This is a genomic window from Faecalimicrobium sp. JNUCC 81, from assembly GCF_053667625.1.
Genome location: NZ_CM132203.1, coordinates 781,979 through 799,888 on the forward strand (window position 1 = coordinate 781,979; position 17,910 = coordinate 799,888).

Here is a 17,910-nt window from a genome sequence, read left to right on the forward strand (position 1 = left end):
TAATATGAATCAGAAAAAGACGGCATTAAAAAACTTTACAGAGTTAGAAATGAAAGAATTTATGAAAACTATAGGTGAAAAGCCATTTAGAGGTAGTCAGATTTTTTCATGGATATATAAAGGAGCTAAAAGCTTTGATGATATGAATAATATTCCTAAGAGCTTAAGAGAAAAGCTTGATGAGGTATCATACATTGGTAATATAGAAGTTGAATTAAAGTTAGAATCAAAAGTTGATAAAACGAAAAAATATTTATTCTTATTAGATGATGGAAATATAATCGAAACTGTAATGATGGATTATGAAGACAGAGTTACAGTATGCATTTCAAATCAAGTAGGATGTAGAATGGGATGCAAATTCTGTGCATCCACAATAGATGGTTTACTTAGAAACTTAGAACCATGGGAAATACTAGATCAAATATTAAAAATACAAGAAGATACGGGTAAAAGAGTATCAAATCTTGTTTTAATGGGAAGCGGAGAACCATTAGATAATTTTGAAAATACTAAACAGTTTTTAAAAATAGTAAATGATGAGAATGGTCTAAATATTGGATATAGACATATAACACTATCAACTTGTGGAATAGCCCCTAAAATGAGAGAATTAGCAGATTTAGGTTTACCTATAAATTTAGCCTTATCTCTTCATTCTCCATATGATGAAAAAAGGATAGAAATTATGCCAGTGGCTAAAGCTTATTCTATAAAAGATATATTAGATGCATGTAAATATTATATACAACAGACTAATAGAAGAGTTACATTAGAATATTCATTAATAAAAGGAGTTAACGATTCAGAAAAGGAAGCATTAGCTCTTGTAAAATTATTAAAAGGAATGTTATGCCATGTTAACTTAATACCAATAAACAACGTGGAAGAAAGAGATTTTGAAAGACCAGATAAAGCTTATATTTATAAGTTTAGGGATATCTTAGAAAAAAATAATATACCAGCTACTGTTAGAATTTCTATGGGCTCTGATATAGGTGGAGCCTGTGGACAATTAAGAAGAAAGCATAAGTAGCTTTAAGGGGGAAGTTGTATGATTTATAGTTGTGCCTCCCATATAGGAAAAGTGAGAAAAAATAATGAAGATTACTGTAAGGGGGAAATTATAGATACAGATTATGGATCTATAGGAATATTTGCGTTAGCTGATGGGATGGGTGGCCATAAAAAAGGTGAAGTTGCAAGTAAATTAGCTGTTGAAAATATAATTTGTTTTTTTAAAGAGAATTTATTACAAAGTACAAACATAAAAATAGATTATGTGGATGATATAATTAAACAAGCTTACAATAATGTGAATTCCATTATACATGAAAAATCTATATCAAGTGTAGATTATGAAGGTATGGGAACTACTTTAACGACAGCTATATTATATAAAAATAACTTATATATTGCCAATGTAGGTGATAGTAGATGCTATTTATTAAAAGATAATAAATTTGACCAAATAACAAAAGACCATTCTGTAGTTCAAGAGCTTATAGAAGCGAATATTATTACAAAAAGTGAAGCTAAAAACCATCCTCGTAGAAATCATATAACTAGAGCAATGGGCACCGATGAACTAGTTATAGTAGACATATTTAAGATAGAGATAGATAGAGGAGATAAAATTCTACTTGCTACAGACGGATTAACAGGATTTGTAGATGATGAAGTTATAAAAGAGATAATATCAAAAGATGAAGACATAATGAATTTAACTGAAGAGTTAATAAATACAGCTAATAATATTTCTGGTAAGGATAATGTTTCAGTTATATTAATAGAAGATAAATAGGATGGTGATAAAGTGGGAGAAACTGTTTTAGGAAACAGATATGAAATCATCAGAAAAATTGGTGATGGAGGAATGGCCTTTGTTTATGAAGCTAAAGATAGATTATTAAACAGAACTGTAGCTGTTAAAGTACTAAGGCCTGAGTTTGTAGATGATGAAGAGTTTTTAGGTAAGTTTAAAAGAGAAGCTGAAGCTGTGGCAAGCCTCTCTCATCCTAATATAGTAAATGTGTATGATGTAGGTGAAGATGGTAAGGTTCATTATATAGTAATGGAATTTATTGATGGACAAAACCTAAAAGAGATAATAAAAAATGAAGGAACTTTAGATGAGTATACTGCACTAGATATAACTAAGCAGATAGCTATGGCTCTCAGTGCAGCACATAAAAAGGGTATTATACATAGAGATATAAAACCTCATAATATACTTATATCTAATGAAGGTAGAATAGTTAAGGTAGCTGATTTTGGTATAGCAAAAGCTGTTTCAAACTCTACTATGACAAATATTGGAAGCATAATAGGATCGGTACACTATTTTTCTCCTGAACAAGCAAAAGGTAAATTTGTAAGTAATAATGCAGATTTATACTCATTAGGTATAGTTTTATACGAAATGCTAATAGGAAAAGTTCCTTTTAGAGGAGACAGTCCTATATCTATAGCACTTCAACATATAAATGAAGAGATAGAATTTACACCTGATGAAAAAGTAAACATACCTCAAAGTGTTAGAACTATAATAAAGAAATTAACTGAAAAGTCAAGCTCGGATAGATATCAAAGTGCTGAAGAGTTAATAGAAGATATAGATTATATAGAAAAAAATATAGACTTAGATTTTATAAAAGAATATGATAACTATGCAACTCAAAAAATTGATGAAAGAGATATGCAAAAATCTACAAAGCCTAAGGTTGTACCTGTAGGTTTTGAAGAAGATGAAGAAGATGAAGATCTGCTTGAAGAAGAAAAGCCAAAAAGCAGAAAAGAAAAAAAGAAAAGAAAAAAACAAGAAAAAGAAGAAAGTCCTAAAACAAGAAAAAGGCTTAAAGTACTAATCGGAGTTTTAGTGTTAGTTTTACTTTCACAAGTAATTTTTGCTGCTAAATTATTAGGTCCAGTGCTTGGGTCTAAAGATGGAGAAGTTTTAAAAGCGCCAAATCTTAAAGATATGCATATAGATGATGCTCAAAGAGAACTTGAAAGATTAGGTTTAAATGTAACGTTAAGAGATGAGTATGATCCAAATGTAGAAAAAGATCATGTAATATCTCAAATGCCAGTAGCAGATAGTGATGTTAAAGAAGGCGATACTATAAGCATAGTATATAGTAAAGGATCAAAAAATGCAGAAGTACCTAATATAGTAGGAATTACATTAGGAGAAGCAGAAAATACATTAAAAGAAAATAAATTACAATTAGGTAATATAAGCTATGAATATAGTGACAAATTTAAACAAGGTGTTGTTTTAAGACAAAGCCCTAAATCAGGAGCTGGAACTATTGAAGAAGGCGATAAGATAGATGTTGTTGTAAGTAGAGGTCCAGAGGCGGTTAAGCCTGAAGTTCCAAAAGAAGACGATGAAAAAGGCAATACAACTCAACAACCTACCAATCCCAGTGAAGGAACAGGAAACTCAAACGGAGGATCTCACTCTGGAGGGAATAATAATGGATCAAGTTCAAAACCTAACGGAAATGGTCATGGATCAAAACCTAATGGAAATGGAAATGGTAATGGATCAAATGGGTCAACAACTCCAGGAGGTAATAACGGAAGCGGATCAACTGGTGAAGGAAACGCTGGAGGAAATACTGGATCAGGCACAGAGACTCCTGGAACAGGCAGTGGAGATAGTTCTAATGAAGCACCAGAGGTAAGCACAGAATCACAAGAATAATATAAAAAAAAGCTCAACTTAATAGGTTGAGCTTTTTTTATATTATTAATTAAATTTGGTTAAAGTAAAACTTTTATTTGGAGAAAGCTATATACTATAAAAGTAACTTATTATAATTAATAGAAATAAATAGTAATAAATTTTAAGCTTATTATGATATTATATAAAAATAGGATACAATATTTATATGAGTTAGAATTTAAGGAGGAAATAAATGATAAATGGAAAAATTATAAAAGGAATAGGGGGATTTTACTACGTAGATACAGAAAATGGGCTTTATGAATGTAGAGCTAGAGGTATATTTAGAAAAGAAAAAATCACACCTTTAGTTGGAGATAGAGTTAGTATAAGTGTAGTTGATGAAGAGAATAAAAAGGGTGTAGTTGAGGAAATAGGTAAAAGGGATACTGAACTTGTAAGACCACCTATCGCTAATGTAGATAAAGCTCTTATAGTATTTGCTATAAAAAACCCTAAGCCTAACTTATCCTTATTAGATAGATTTATAGTTTTAGCTGAAAAGGAAAATTTAGAAATAGTTATAGTGCTTACAAAAGCAGACTTAGATGATGATGATACATTAGATAAATTAAAAAATGTTTATGAACTTAGTGGGTATAAAGTAATACCTGTAAGCAATAAAACTAAGTTAAATATAGATAAAATAAGAGAAGAATTAAGTGGAAATGTAGTCGTGTTTGCAGGTCCATCTGGAGTTGGAAAATCTAGTTTACTAAATGAAATAGATAGTAAGTTTAAATTACAAACAGGAGAAGTAAGTGACAAAATAAAAAGAGGAAAACATACTACACGACATGCAGAACTTTTAAAGTTAGATTGTGGTGCTATGGTTGCTGATACTCCAGGATTTAGTTCATTAACTTTAGATGATATAAGTGAAACTGAGCTTAAGGATTATTTTATAGAGTTTGATGAATTTGAGACTTGCAGATTTGGTTCAAGATGTGTACATGAAAATGAGCCTAGTTGTGCTATAAAAGAGGCTGCCCAAAATGGTAAAATATCTAAACAAAGATATGATAGTTATATACAATTACTAAATGAAATAAGACAAGGGAAAAGGAGATACTAAAATGATTAAATTAGCACCATCTATATTATCAGCAGACTTTGCTAGATTATTAGAAGACGTAAAAAAGGTAGAAAATTCAGGGTGTGAGTACTTACACATAGATGTAATGGATGGCCATTTTGTACCAAATATTACTTTAGGGCCAGGGATTGTAAAATCACTAAGAAAAGATGTAAATATGGTATTTGATGCACATCTTATGATAGAAAATCCAGATCTTTATATAAAAGACTTTGTAGATGCAGGATGTGATTTAATAGTTGTTCATGAAGAAGCATGTACTCACCTACATAGAACTATACAAAATATAAAATCTTATGGTATAAAAGCAGGGGTTGCCCTAAATCCTGCTACTTCAATAGAATCAATAAAACATGTATTATCTGAGGTAGATATGGTACTTATAATGACAGTTAATCCAGGATTTGGAGGGCAATCATTTATAGAAGGTATGATACCTAAAATAGAGGAATTAAAAGAGCTTATAGATAGTAAAGGATTAAATGTTGATATACAGGTTGATGGTGGAATAAAACCTAATAATGTAGATAAGGTAGTCAAAGCAGGAGCAAATATAATAGTTGCAGGTTCAGCTATATTTAATAGTGAAGATATACCAACTACTGTTAAATTATTTAGAGAGAATGCATCTAAATAGGAAATATATATGAAAATCTGTATTGTTTTAAATGGAGAAATCCAAGATTATAAAAATACAAAACAATTAATATCTAAAAATGAGTATGATTATATAATTTGCGCAGATGGAGGAGCTAATCATACGTATAATATGAAAATAAAACCTGACTATATAATAGGAGATTTAGATTCTGTATATAATGATATTATAAATTATTATAAAAGCTGTGGAGTTGAATTTGAGAAATTTCCATCTAAGAAAAATGAAACAGACACAGAGTTATGTATTTATTTAGCTAAACAACTTGGTGCAAAAGAAATCGACTTTTTAGGAGCATTAGGTGGTAGAGTAGATCATATGATTGCAAATATTAATTTACTTTATTATGTAAGATGTATGAATATAAGTACTAGAATAATATCTGATAAAGAAGAGATTTATATAGCAATAGATGAAGAAAAAATTATAAATGGAAATAAGGGAGATACAATTTCTGTAATACCTATAAAAGGTGATGCTATAGGAGTTACTCTTAAGGAACTAGAATATCCATTAACTGATTATAATATGAAGTACTCATTACCAATTGGTATATCTAATGTTATGTTAAAATCTAAATGCAGTGTAAAAGTTAATAAAGGAAATTTACTTATAATAAGAAATAAATAAAAAAGATGGTTTTTAACCATCTTTTTTATATGTGATTTATAATTTAGTAAATTTGAGCAAAGCGAATTTTATTTAAAAAGATTAAAGGGAAAATATAAACTTAGTCATATAATAATAATTATAAGTTTATAAATAGGGAGGTATACTATGGGGGATAAAATAGCAGTTATATATAAAAGTAAATATGGGACTACAAAACGATATGCAGGATGGATAGCTCTTAAATTAGGAGGAGACTTATATGAATTATCAGATATAAGAAGTAAAGATTTAGATAGGTATGACACTGTAATATATGGTGGGCCTTTATATGTTGGAAAAATAAAGGGTGTAGATTTTATAATTAAAAATTATGAAAATCTATTAAATAAAAATCTTATAGTATTTGTTGTTGGAATGGAATCGTATAGTGAAGAATGTAGAAATAAAATTATTAAAAATAACTTTGAAGGTGAGATAATAGATAAAATGGATTTATATCACTTTAAAGGAGCATTTAGTTATAAAGAATTAGGTATAATAGACAAAGCTATGATGAAATTTATGAAAAAGAATATAGAAGCGAAAGGTATAAGAGATTTAACTGATGATGATAAAAACTTATTAAAAGGATTTGAAAGTTCAATTGACTTAGCAGATAAGAAGTGTATAAATAATTTAATAGACCATGTATATAGTATAAGCAAATAAAGGAAGTGTATTTTACACTTCTTTTTATTATTCAGAGTATTAAATTTTTAAATTAAAAAGTAGGACAGGTCTAAATTTATAATATTTTGCATAAATTTAACTATATAGAGTAACTAATAGATTTAAAAGCCATAGGAGGCGATTATGAGAAATCGATCAAAGGGTTTGTTGGGGATTGTATGTTTAGCAACTGGGGCTGCTGTAATACTGTCTATGATACTACCTAATTGGATATGGACGGCACTTACGGCATTTGTACTTATTGGATGTGGGGTATTATTATTCTTTTATTAATTAAAAAGCAATTATATAGGTAAATAACTAGTAATAATTAAAAAAACTAAGAATAACCTTTAAAGTCTAGGCAAATAAATTAAAAATTAAATTACAGGGGGAATAAATTATGAAAATGGTGACAATTAAATTACCAAAATGGATTTCAAATATTGTATTAAAGTTTATGAGAAGTGGTAAAAAAGATTAAAACATAAAAAAGGCCTACTAACACTAGTAGGCTTTTAAAGAATTATTAAGCTCTTTCAACTTTACCAGAACGTAAACATCTAGTACAAACTTTTACTCTCTTAGGAGTACCATCTATTATAGCTCTAACGCTTCTTAAGTTCGCTGACCACGTTCTTCTGCTGTGTCTATTTGAATGTGATACTTGGTTTCCAGAAACCTTACCTTTACCACATACGCTACATATCTTTGCCATTTTTCGTACACCTCCTTAAAATGATAACTATTTAAAGACTAAAAACATATTTATATTAACATAAATATTGAAAACGTGCAACAGAAATATATATTTGCTCTACACATATTGAAGAATTTGCTGTTATCATATAAAATTATATATATAGTTTTGTATAAAGTAAATATTAAAAAAGAAATACTAATATTTTCTTTAAATCTACCTAATATTTTACAAAAATATTTTTAAAATAATATGGCTAGGTTTAAATTATACCACATTTATAGTATTATAGGATATATAATTTTCTATGAACTATAAAAATAGAAAGTTTTAATATATTTTGAGCAAAATAAAATAAAAATGAACTTAAGGGGGTCAACCATGAGTGCAAAAGTAATGAATCAATATGGATGTATAGAAATAGATAAGCAAGTTATATCACAAATAGCATATAGATCTGCTATGGAAAGTTATGGGTTAGTAGGTTTAGCATATAAATCTAAGGGTATAGTAGAATTATTAAGAGGTGAGAATGCCTTTAAAGGTGTTTTAGTAGAAGAACTTGAAGATAATACAATAGCAATAGAACTTTATGTTATACTACAATATGGAACTAATATATCTACTGTTGCAAACAATATAATAGATAGAGTAAAATATACAGTTGAGAAATTAACGTCAATAAAAGTAAGTAAAATAGATATTAATGTGCAAGGAATTAGAGTCAAGTAATTAGGAGGAAGAAAATGATTCAATATATAGACGGTAAAGTTTTAAGAGATATGTTTGTCTCTGGTGCGAATAATCTTCAAAATCATAAAGATTTAGTAGACAAGCTAAATGTATTCCCTGTGCCAGATGGAGATACAGGAACTAATATGTCGCTTACAATATCTTATGCAATGAAGGAATTATCAAAGTTAGAAAATGATAATATAACAGATATAGGTAAGGCATTATCAAAAGGTTCTTTAATGGGAGCTAGAGGAAACTCTGGAGTTATATTATCACAAATAATAAGAGGGTTTGCAAAATCAATAGAAGGTAAAGAACAATTATCAACTGAAGATTTAGCAAAAGCGTTTAAAAACGGTTCTGATACTGCATATAAGGCTGTTATAAAACCGATAGAAGGTACGATACTAACAGTAGTTAGAGAAAGTGGAGAATTTGCAATAAAGTCATACAAAAGAGAAAATGATTTATTAAAGTTTTTAGAAATGGTTATAAAAGAAGCTAACGAATCGCTTAATAGAACACCGGAACTTTTAAAAGCTTTAAAAGAAGCAGGAGTTGTTGATTCTGGTGGAAAAGGTCTAGTTCTTATATATGAAGGAATGCACGCGGCTCTAAAAGGTAATCCTATAAAAATAAAAGACTCAAGCGTAAATAATGTACAAACTATAAATACTTCAGCAAATTCTATAAACACTGAAGATATAAAGTTTGGTTACTGTACAGAGTTTATACTAGAAAGTGATAAAATAGAAGATACTGGAATAAGAGACATGATGTTAAAGTATGGAGATAGTTTAGCTGTTGTTGGGGATGAAGGTGTAATAAAAGTACATGTTCATACTAATGATCCAGGGCTAGTAATTCAAGATGCTTTAAAGTACGGTCAATTAATAACTATAAAAATAGAAAATATGAGAGTGCAACATGAAAATATAGTTTTAGATGCACAATCTGAGACAGCTTCTTCAGCAGAAGAAAAAGAGTTTGGATTTATAGCAACATCTATGGGTGAAGGACTTGCTAAAATATTTAAAGACTTTGGAGTAGATCACATAATAGAGGGTGGTCAAACAATGAACCCAAGTACAGAAGATTTCGTAAGAGCAATAGATACTATAAATGCTAAGAATATATTTATATTCCCAAATAACAGCAATATAATAATGGCTGCAAATCAAGCTAAAGAAATAAGTGAAAAAAATATTGTGGTTATACCAACTAAAAATACACCGCAAGGATTTACAGCTTTAGTAAACTTCAATGGTGATGCAACTGTTGAGGAAAATGAAGAAGCTATGATGAGTTCGCTTGGATTAGTTAAGTCAGGTCAAATAACTTATGCTGTTAGAGATACAGTTATGAATGATATTGAAGTTAAAGAAGGCAATATAATAGGGATTGCAGAAGGAACATTATTATCTGCAGGAGAAAAAGTAGATGAAATAACTACAACTCTTGTTGAGAAATTAGTAGATGAAGATACTGCAATAATAACTTTATTCTTTGGTGAAGATGTAAGTGAAGAAGAAGCTTCTAAACTTCGTGACGAATTAGAAGAAAAGTTTGAAGATATAGATGTAGAGTTATACTATGGAGGACAGCCTCTTTATTATTACTTAATATCAGTTGAATAGATTAAAAAGTCCTGTATAATCATAATACTTAATAAAAGTGATTATACAGGATTTTTTTTAGTAACTGTGTTAGCAGCATGAAGTGTAGCGCCCACGCAGTGACTTAAGTGAAGCTAATTTTTGTAATAGGTGATAAATATGATGGATTTAAGAAAAGATGTACAATATGTAAAAGGAATAGGCCCTAGAAGGGCAGAGAAACTTAATAAGTTAGGAATATTTACACTGAAAGACTTAGTGTATTATTTCCCTAGACAGTTTGAAGATAGAAATAATTTAAAGAAAATAATTCAATTGGAAAATGAAGAAAAAGTAACTATAAAAGTTATAATAGTAGGAATATCTACATCTAGCCCTAGAAAAGGTATGAATATAACTAAAGTTGATGTAAGAGACGAAACAGGATATGCAAAGCTAGTATTTTTCAATCAAGATTATGTGAAAAATACTTTCAGACCAGGAGATACAATATTAGTATTTGGGAAAGTAAAAAAAGAATTTAAAACCATAGAGTTAAGCTCTTGTGAAGTAGAACATCTTACAAATTCGCCTAAAAATACTTGTAAAGTTATACCTATATATCCGCTTACATACGGAGTAACTAATAAGGACATTATAAGTATAATAAAAAATGTTTTAAGTGATAAAGAGCTTAAAATAAAAGAATATTTACCACAAAGGATAATTGAAAAGTATAAACTATGTAGCATAGATTATGCTATAAGAAATATTCATTCACCCAGTAGTAAAGAGGCTTTAAAAATTGCTCTTTATAGAATTGTATTTGAAGAATTTTTAATTTTACAATTGGGATTATTCATGTTTAAAAATGGTGTAGATGAAGTTAATGGTATAAAGTTTAAGAAACATGAAAAATTAGAAGAGATACTAAATTCTCTACCGTTTAAATTAACTGGAGCTCAAGAGAGAGCATTAAATGAAATTACACAGGATATGAATTCTAATAAGCTTATGAATAGATTAGTTCAAGGTGATGTTGGTAGTGGTAAAACAGTTGTAGCACTTTTAGCTCTTGCAAATTGCGCTTTAAATGGATATCAAGGTGCATTAATGGCACCTACTGAAATTCTTGCAGAACAGCACTATATTTCTCTTACGGAAACTTTAGAAAAGTTTGGAATGAAAGTTGAACTATTAGTAGGTAGTCTTACTAAAAAACAAAAAGAAAATGTGCTTGAAAGAGTTAAAAATAATGAAGTAGATATATTAATAGGGACTCATGCTTTAATAGAAGATAAGGTTGAGTTTAATAAATTAGGACTTGTTATAACTGATGAACAACATAGATTTGGAGTAAGACAAAGAAATAAGCTTTCTTCAAAAGGCATTAATTCAGATATACTTGTAATGACGGCGACTCCAATTCCAAGAACGCTAGCACTTATACTATATGGAGACTTAGATATATCTATAATAGATGAACTTCCTCCAGGTAGACAACCGATAGAAACTATTGCAGTTGATAAAGGTAAGAGAGATAGAGCTTATAATTCTTTAGTTAGAGCTGAAGTTGAAAAAGGAAGGCAAGTTTATATTGTATGTCCTTTAGTAGAAGAAAGTGAAGCGATAGAAGCAAAGGCAGCGGTAGAGCTTGTTGAAGAATTAAAAATAGAATACTTTAATGACTTAAGAGTAGGTTTATTACATGGAAAAATGAAAGCAAGTGAAAAAGATTTTATAATGAAAAGTTTTAAAAATAAAGAAATAGATATACTAGTATCAACGACAGTTATAGAGGTAGGAGTAAATGTTCCAAATGCAACTTTGATGATAATAGAAAATGCTGAAAGATTTGGACTAGCTCAGCTTCATCAGCTTAGAGGAAGGGTAGGAAGAGGTATCCATAAATCATACTGTATTCTAATATATGCTTCAAAATCAGATGTTTGTAAACAAAGAATGTCAATTATGGAAGAAACTAATGATGGATTTAAAATTTCAGAAAAGGATTTAGAAATAAGAGGACCAGGAGAATTCTTTGGAACAAGACAACATGGACTTCCAGAGCTTAAAGTAGCTAATATATTTAAACATATGAAAATACTAAAAATAGCACAACAAGAAGCTAGATATATCGTAGGAAATGACCATAAATTGCAAAATTTTGAAAATAAATATATAAAAAACGAAATAATTGACAAATTTGAACATTCCTTAGAAGAAATTTCGTTAAATTAAATTAAAATTATGTTAAAATATACAATGAGGTGAAGACACGTTGAGAGTAATATCAGGAAAAGTAAGAGGATTAAAGTTAAATACGCCTAAAAATGAAGATGTAAGACCTACTACAGATAGAGTCAAAGAATCTTTATTTAATATGATAAATCCATATATAATGGAAAGTAATGTACTAGATTTATTTGCAGGAACAGGTTCTTTAGGTATAGAGTGCTTATCTAGAGGTGCTAATAGATGTGTTTTTGTAGACATAAGTAAAGAAAGTATTTCTATAATAAAGTCTAATATAAAGAAAGCTAGAGTAGAAAATGAAAGTATAGTTTTAAATTCAGACTTTAAAGATGCTATAAGTAAACTAAAGATACAAGGAAATAAATTTGATGTAATATTTATGGACCCTCCATATTATAAAAATATGTTTATAGATGCATTACAAAAAATAGATAATGCAAGTTTATTAAATGAAGATGGAATAATAATTATAGAACATGATAGTAAGGATGCATTTCCAGAAAATATAGGAAGATTAGAAAAAACTAGAGATAAAAAATATGGAAATACTACTATAACATTTTATAAACCGGAGGAATAAACATAAAATGGAAAAGAAAATAAGAAAGGCTATTTTTGCAGGTAGCTTTGATCCAATAACAAATGGTCATTTAGACGTTATTTGTAGGGCATCAAAATTGTTTGACGAGCTACAAATAGGGGTTCTGTACAACCCTAACAAAAAAGGATTATTTAATTTTGATGAAAGAGTTAAACTTATTGAGGAATGTACAAGCCACTTAGGTAATATCAAAGTTGTAAGTTTTAATGGTCTTTTAGTAGATTATTGTGAAGAAAGTGGGATTGATACCTTAGTTAGAGGTATAAGAAGTGGGGCAGATGTTGAATATGAGTTGCAAATGGCTCATATGAACAAAGAGTTAAATCCTAATATAGAAACAATTATATTACCAACGAGTACTAAGTACTCTTTTATAAGTTCATCTTTAATAAAAGAAGTATTAGCATTTAATGCAGATATAAAAAATTTAGTACCTGATATTGTTTTAAAAGAACTAAAAAGAAAAGCTAATAGGGGAGAAAAGATATGTATGTAGATTTAGAAATGATGGAATTATTTGAAGAATTAGAAAGTGTTATAAAAAATGCTTCTTCAATACCTTTCTCACATAAAAGTGGTATAGATAAAGATGAAGTATTAGGAATAATCAGTGAAATTAAGACACTAATTCCAGAAGAAGTTAAACAAGCTGATTGGATAAATAAAGAAAGACATAAACTTATAAATGATGCAAAGCAAGAGGCAACTGAATTAGTAGAACAAGCTAACAAAGAGGCTGAGAGAATAAGAGCAGAGTATACTAATAATATTGAAGAGTTAAAGAAAAACTCTGAAGAAGTTGTAAAAGCGTATGTTGAATCTAGTGAACCAGTAGTATTAGCAGAAGAAAAAGCAAATGAGATAGTAAAAAGAGCAGAAAGTATAGCTAGTGAAATAAAACTAGGATCTATTGAATATGCAGAAAATGTACTTACAACAATAGAATATAATTTAAAAGATATATTACAAGAAGTAGCAAGAGATAAAGCAGAATTAAATCCAAATAGATAAAATTCATTTCACTCATATCGCCAACAACTTTGAAATACAGGTATGTTTCTAAAAATAAAAAAGAAAGCATTAGCTTTCTTTTTTATTTTTATAACTTGTTTTTTCTAAAATTATAAGTGCTACAAGTATGTATACTATTACAAATATTGGAAGTATTGTTTTGTAATTAATAATATAATAATTCCATATAGGGTTATTATAAAATACATTGTATATGTTTGAAAAGTTAGATACAACAGATGGTGATTGGAATAATGGGTATAGTAAAAATGTAAATATACCAGCTAGTATTCCATGTAAAAATTTACTTAATATGTATAAATTAGTATTGATATCTGTCTTGGCTAGAAAATTACAACATTGAGCTAATATAGATAATCCACTAAAACCAATTAAGAAACTAGCTAGAGAGGCTCTGAGAACTTCAGGAATAGATACTATACTAGCTACTTTACTACAACCTATTGTCATTTCAAACAAACCACTTATAAGGGCATGGCAAAGTTCAGAAGTTATACCAAATAATGATAAAGGAATAGATAGTATAGAAGATATCAATGAAATTATATTAAATAAAGAAAATATCTTAAATACAACAGCAAATACTATTACAAATCCTCCTACCATAAGTAATGTATTTATTCCACTGAATACTGCACTTCCAAATAAAACGAAAAATCCATTGCCATCAGATGCTTTAGTATCAATTACATTTTTTATATTTCTTCTTAATGAATACTTAGAATTAGGTAGTGATTCTTTACCATAGTTTCTAAAAAGTATACCTACAGATATGGATCCTAGATAGTGACAAGTAATCATAAGGTATCCTAAAGATGAATTTTGAAACATACCTGTTGCTACTGCACCTATTATAAATAAAGGCCCAGAAGTTGAACAAAATGATACTAGCCTTTGAGCTTCATATTTAGATATTTCATTGTTATTTCTAAGTTCAGATGCAAGTTTAGAACCAACTGGATATCCAGATACAGTAGATATAGCAAATACTAGAGCACTTTTTCCTGAAACATTAAATATAAACTTAGTTATAGGGTTTATTATAAATCCTATTATATCTACTATTTTTAAATCTACAATTAGATTTGCACCAATTACAAATGGTAAAAGAGAGGGTATTAAAACAGTTGTCCATATATTTAACCCTTCTTTAGCTGCGACTATAGATTCATTTGGAAAAATAATAATACCTAAAATTAAAAGTATAACAATTAATACAGGAGTAAAAAACGTTATAAGATTACCTTTTTTCATAAAATCACCTATTAAGTTATTGAATATATGATTATTATATTAACTTAATAGTCAAAAAAGACTTAAGAGAATTATATGAAATTTTCTTAAGCCTTTTGATATAAAAGATTATCTTACATATATTGGTGAAGTATAAAAATCCATAGGACCTTTTATTAAATTTTTATTTTTATCGTAATAAATTATATTATACATATTACTAGCTTTTACATCGTAATGTATTAGAGTTTTAAACGCATCATCATCCATAGAAAAAGATATATTTGAAAACTTATTTATTATACTTATTTCAGAATTATTTTTTATAGCTTTTAAAATCTCACGTCCCTTATCATTAAATGCTAATACCCTTACATAAGGAACAGAATTAATATTTTTTATCTTATTCATATCTTCTTTAGTAATTCCAAGAAGGATATTATTTAGAGTACGCTTAATTTTAGTTAAAGTATATCGTTTTGACTTTACAGATTGCTGCAAATCATAAAGAGAATTTGAAGTGAAAACACTTTGGTATATTTTATTTTCAATACCTTCATTAACTTCAAAGTAGTTATCTAGTATATTATAATCTCTAAGTATTATTGAAGATAGCAAATCAAAGTACTTATCATCAAACATAGGATTGAAATTACTTATTAGTTTATTATCTAATGTATCGTAAGTAGGCTTTGGAACAACACTAGATATTAGTGACAAGTTATTATTCTCCTTTAGTGACTTTCTAATAGCAGTAGCAGAACATATATTACTTTCTATGTTTTCTGAGTTATAAGAAGCAGAAATTCTAGAAATAGTATAAGGTTTTATATTACTTTTTAATTTTAGTAGACTTTTTATATATTCTAGTCCTAAAATGTTATTAGAAGAGTTTAAAACAGATAAAAGGTCTTCTTTAGAGATATCTACTAAATTATGCTTATTAATATAGTCAAATAAAGCAAAACTTCGAGCTGTAGGAAATAGTAGTCCTTCGTCTAAATATTTTTTTAAGTAAGATTTAAATTCATCGGGCTCATCAACTAATATTTTAGAAATTGTATATAGTATATCAACATGTCCTTCTTCACTACCAAAGCAAATAGAATCTATACAATTTAAAGAATTCAGAGTAGTTAGTGCTCCATGAGCAAAGATTTCTGCACTTTGGCAAGCAAACATAGTTGGAAGCTCAAGAACCAAATCAACACCGTTTTTAACAGCTGACTCTGCTCTAGTATATTTATCAAATAAAGCGGGTTCTCCTCTTTGTAAGAAATTGCCGCTCATTATAGCAACACTATGAGTAGCGTTAGTTATTTCTAACGATTTAGATAGATGATATAAGTGTCCATTGTGAAAAGGATTGTATTCAACTACAAGTCCGAGTATATTCATAAAAATCTCCTTTGCTAAATATAAATGAATTTAAATTAAAAAATTGTTAAATTTATATTTAATGTATAATTTAAAAAATAATTAAAATAAATAATTATATTATAATATTATAACAAATGGAGAAAAATAATCTATGTTAAGTAAAATATATTAAACAAATTAATACAATAAAGACTATACTTTTACATTGAAAAGTGTTATATTATTTATGACGAAATGTTTAATGTATACAACAATAAAAAATTTGTGAATAATAAGCCTGAGAAGGTTTTTTTACATATTAATTATAAACTTAAGGAGGTATACTAATGAAAGTATTAGTATTAAACTGTGGTAGTTCTTCATTAAAATATCAATTAATAGACATGTCAAATGAAGAAGTTTTATGTATAGGATTAGTTGAAAGAATAGGTATAGAAGGTTCTATACTTAAGCAAGAAAAAGATGGTGTAGAAGGTAAATTAGTTATAGAACAACCTATGAAAAACCATCAAGATGCTATAAAATTAGTATTAGAAGGTGTTGTTGACGCTAAATTCGGTGGAGTTAAAGAAATAAGTGAAGTTGAAGCTGTAGGACACAGAGTTGTTCACGGTGGAGAAAAATTCGCTGGTTCAGTTAAGATAACTGACGAAGTTATGGCTGCATTAGAAGAGTGTATAGAATTAGCACCACTTCACAACCCAGCTAACATAATGGGTATAAAAGCTTGTGAAGAAATACTTCCAGGTGTTCCAATGGTAGGAGTATTCGATACTGCTTTCCACCAAACTATGCCTAAAAAATCTTACTTATACGGATTACCTCATGAGTTATACACTAAGTACGGTGTAAGAAGATACGGATTCCACGGAACTTCTCACAAATATGTATCTCAAAGAGCTGCTGCAATGCTTGGAAAGAACATAGAAGACGTTAAGATAATAACTTGTCACTTAGGAAACGGAGCTTCTATAGCTGCTGTTGATGGTGGTAAGTGTGTAGATACATCTATGGGATTCACTCCACTTGAAGGATTAATAATGGGTACTAGATGTGGAGATATAGATGCTGCTATATTACCATTCTTAATGGAAAAAGAAGGATTAGATGCTAAAGGATTATCTGATTTAATGAATAAAAAGTCAGGGGTATACGGAATGACTGGTATATCAAGTGACTTTAGAGATATAGAAGGAGCTGCTGAAAAAGGTGACGAAAAAGCTCAAGTTGCTTTAGATGCTTATGTTCAAAAAGTTAAGAAATACATAGGATCTTATGCTGCAGAAATGAACGGAGTAGACGCTGTTGTATTTACTGCTGGTGTTGGTGAAAATGGTATAGAAATAAGAGAAGCTATAGCTAATGACATGGAATTCTTAGGAATGAAGTTAGATGCAGAAGCTAACAAGGTTAGAGGAAAAGAAAGAGTAATATCTACAGAAGATTCAAAAGTTAAGATATTATTAATACCAACTAACGAAGAATTAGTTATAGCTAGAGATACTGTTTCTTTAGTAAAATAATTATAAATGCATATAATAATTTAAGGTAGGGTAAAACCTACCTTAAGT

The 17,910-nt window shown here is 28.7% G+C and carries 18 protein-coding genes; 15 read left to right on the top strand and 3 right to left on the bottom strand.

All coding sequences use genetic code 11. The annotated features are described in order from the left end of the window. The first annotated feature begins 4 nt into the window (after nucleotides 1-4). The 8 genes from rlmN (at nucleotide 5) to JNUCC81_RS03860 (ending at nucleotide 7,101) form a co-directional block, all read left to right on the top strand. Nucleotides 5-1,036 carry a 23S rRNA (adenine(2503)-C(2))-methyltransferase RlmN gene (gene rlmN / locus JNUCC81_RS03825; RefSeq protein ID WP_454095379.1) on the top strand — a complete coding sequence of 344 codons (1,032 nt, stop codon included), beginning with the start codon at nucleotides 5-7 and terminating at the stop codon, nucleotides 1,034-1,036. Nucleotides 1,037-1,054: 18 nt separating this feature from the next. Next, entirely contained in the window at nucleotides 1,055-1,804 is a 750-nt protein-coding gene (locus tag JNUCC81_RS03830; protein WP_454095380.1) for a Stp1/IreP family PP2C-type Ser/Thr phosphatase, read from the top strand. 12 nt (nucleotides 1,805-1,816) lie between these two features. Continuing rightward, on the top strand, nucleotides 1,817-3,712 hold the full coding sequence (gene pknB / locus JNUCC81_RS03835; protein ID WP_454095381.1) for a Stk1 family PASTA domain-containing Ser/Thr kinase: 1,896 nt from the start codon (nucleotides 1,817-1,819) through the stop codon (nucleotides 3,710-3,712). 214 nt (nucleotides 3,713-3,926) lie between these two features. Continuing rightward, nucleotides 3,927-4,808 (top strand): ribosome small subunit-dependent GTPase A, encoded by an 882-nt coding sequence (gene rsgA, locus JNUCC81_RS03840; RefSeq protein WP_454095382.1) that lies wholly within the window; start codon nucleotides 3,927-3,929, stop codon nucleotides 4,806-4,808. A gap of 1 nt (nucleotide 4,809) precedes the next feature. Continuing rightward, on the top strand, nucleotides 4,810-5,466 hold the full coding sequence (rpe, locus tag JNUCC81_RS03845; protein ID WP_454095383.1) for a ribulose-phosphate 3-epimerase: 657 nt from the start codon (nucleotides 4,810-4,812) through the stop codon (nucleotides 5,464-5,466). Between the two features lie 9 nt (nucleotides 5,467-5,475). Continuing rightward, entirely contained in the window at nucleotides 5,476-6,117 is a 642-nt protein-coding gene (locus tag JNUCC81_RS03850) for a thiamine diphosphokinase (protein WP_454095384.1), read from the top strand. 147 nt (nucleotides 6,118-6,264) lie between these two features. Beyond that, nucleotides 6,265-6,807: a flavodoxin domain-containing protein gene (locus JNUCC81_RS03855; RefSeq protein WP_454095385.1), complete on the top strand. Its 543-nt coding sequence runs from the start codon at nucleotides 6,265-6,267 to the stop codon at nucleotides 6,805-6,807. Nucleotides 6,808-6,951: 144 nt separating this feature from the next. Then, the gene (locus tag JNUCC81_RS03860) at nucleotides 6,952-7,101 is read left to right on the top strand and encodes a 2-oxoglutarate translocator (RefSeq protein WP_454095386.1); all 150 of its coding nucleotides are present in this window, start codon (nucleotides 6,952-6,954) and stop codon (nucleotides 7,099-7,101) included. Between the two features lie 235 nt (nucleotides 7,102-7,336). Here the strand turns inward: JNUCC81_RS03860 and rpmB are convergent, their stop codons facing one another. Next, nucleotides 7,337-7,525, bottom strand: coding sequence for a 50S ribosomal protein L28 (gene rpmB / locus JNUCC81_RS03865; protein WP_042271781.1), 189 nt, complete (start codon nucleotides 7,523-7,525; stop codon nucleotides 7,337-7,339). Between the two features lie 363 nt (nucleotides 7,526-7,888). Between rpmB and JNUCC81_RS03870 the strand changes: the two genes are divergently transcribed. The 6 genes from JNUCC81_RS03870 (at nucleotide 7,889) to JNUCC81_RS03895 (ending at nucleotide 13,705) form a co-directional block, all read left to right on the top strand. Next, the gene (locus tag JNUCC81_RS03870; protein WP_208332749.1) at nucleotides 7,889-8,239 is read left to right on the top strand and encodes an Asp23/Gls24 family envelope stress response protein; all 351 of its coding nucleotides are present in this window, start codon (nucleotides 7,889-7,891) and stop codon (nucleotides 8,237-8,239) included. A 14-nt stretch (nucleotides 8,240-8,253) separates the two neighbouring features. Beyond that, on the top strand, nucleotides 8,254-9,879 hold the full coding sequence (locus JNUCC81_RS03875; RefSeq protein ID WP_454095387.1) for a DAK2 domain-containing protein: 1,626 nt from the start codon (nucleotides 8,254-8,256) through the stop codon (nucleotides 9,877-9,879). A gap of 141 nt (nucleotides 9,880-10,020) precedes the next feature. Continuing rightward, nucleotides 10,021-12,078, top strand: coding sequence for an ATP-dependent DNA helicase RecG (recG, locus tag JNUCC81_RS03880; protein ID WP_454096372.1), 2,058 nt, complete (start codon nucleotides 10,021-10,023; stop codon nucleotides 12,076-12,078). A 40-nt stretch (nucleotides 12,079-12,118) separates the two neighbouring features. Further along, nucleotides 12,119-12,673, top strand: a complete 555-nt coding sequence (gene rsmD, locus JNUCC81_RS03885) for a 16S rRNA (guanine(966)-N(2))-methyltransferase RsmD (protein ID WP_454095388.1) — start codon at nucleotides 12,119-12,121, stop codon at nucleotides 12,671-12,673. A 7-nt stretch (nucleotides 12,674-12,680) separates the two neighbouring features. Next, nucleotides 12,681-13,190: a pantetheine-phosphate adenylyltransferase gene (coaD, locus tag JNUCC81_RS03890; RefSeq protein WP_208332754.1), complete on the top strand. Its 510-nt coding sequence runs from the start codon at nucleotides 12,681-12,683 to the stop codon at nucleotides 13,188-13,190. Beyond that, a complete protein-coding gene (locus JNUCC81_RS03895; RefSeq protein WP_208332755.1) occupies nucleotides 13,181-13,705 on the top strand; it encodes a hypothetical protein in 525 nt (174 codons plus the stop codon). The genes coaD and JNUCC81_RS03895 overlap by 10 nt, the downstream gene beginning before the upstream one ends. Before the next feature lie 69 nt (nucleotides 13,706-13,774). Here JNUCC81_RS03895 and JNUCC81_RS03900 read toward each other — a convergent pair whose 3' ends face one another. Together JNUCC81_RS03900 and JNUCC81_RS03905 are read right to left on the bottom strand one after the other, a co-directional pair. Continuing rightward, nucleotides 13,775-14,980, bottom strand: coding sequence for a nucleoside recognition domain-containing protein (locus JNUCC81_RS03900; protein WP_454095389.1), 1,206 nt, complete (start codon nucleotides 14,978-14,980; stop codon nucleotides 13,775-13,777). Nucleotides 14,981-15,088: 108 nt separating this feature from the next. Continuing rightward, a complete protein-coding gene (locus JNUCC81_RS03905; RefSeq protein WP_454095390.1) occupies nucleotides 15,089-16,357 on the bottom strand; it encodes a nucleotidyltransferase in 1,269 nt (422 codons plus the stop codon). A 308-nt stretch (nucleotides 16,358-16,665) separates the two neighbouring features. Here JNUCC81_RS03905 and JNUCC81_RS03910 point away from each other — a divergent pair, with 308 nt between their 5' ends. Further along, nucleotides 16,666-17,862 carry an acetate/propionate family kinase gene (locus JNUCC81_RS03910; protein WP_454095391.1) on the top strand — a complete coding sequence of 399 codons (1,197 nt, stop codon included), beginning with the start codon at nucleotides 16,666-16,668 and terminating at the stop codon, nucleotides 17,860-17,862. The last annotated feature ends 48 nt before the right edge of the window (nucleotides 17,863-17,910 follow it).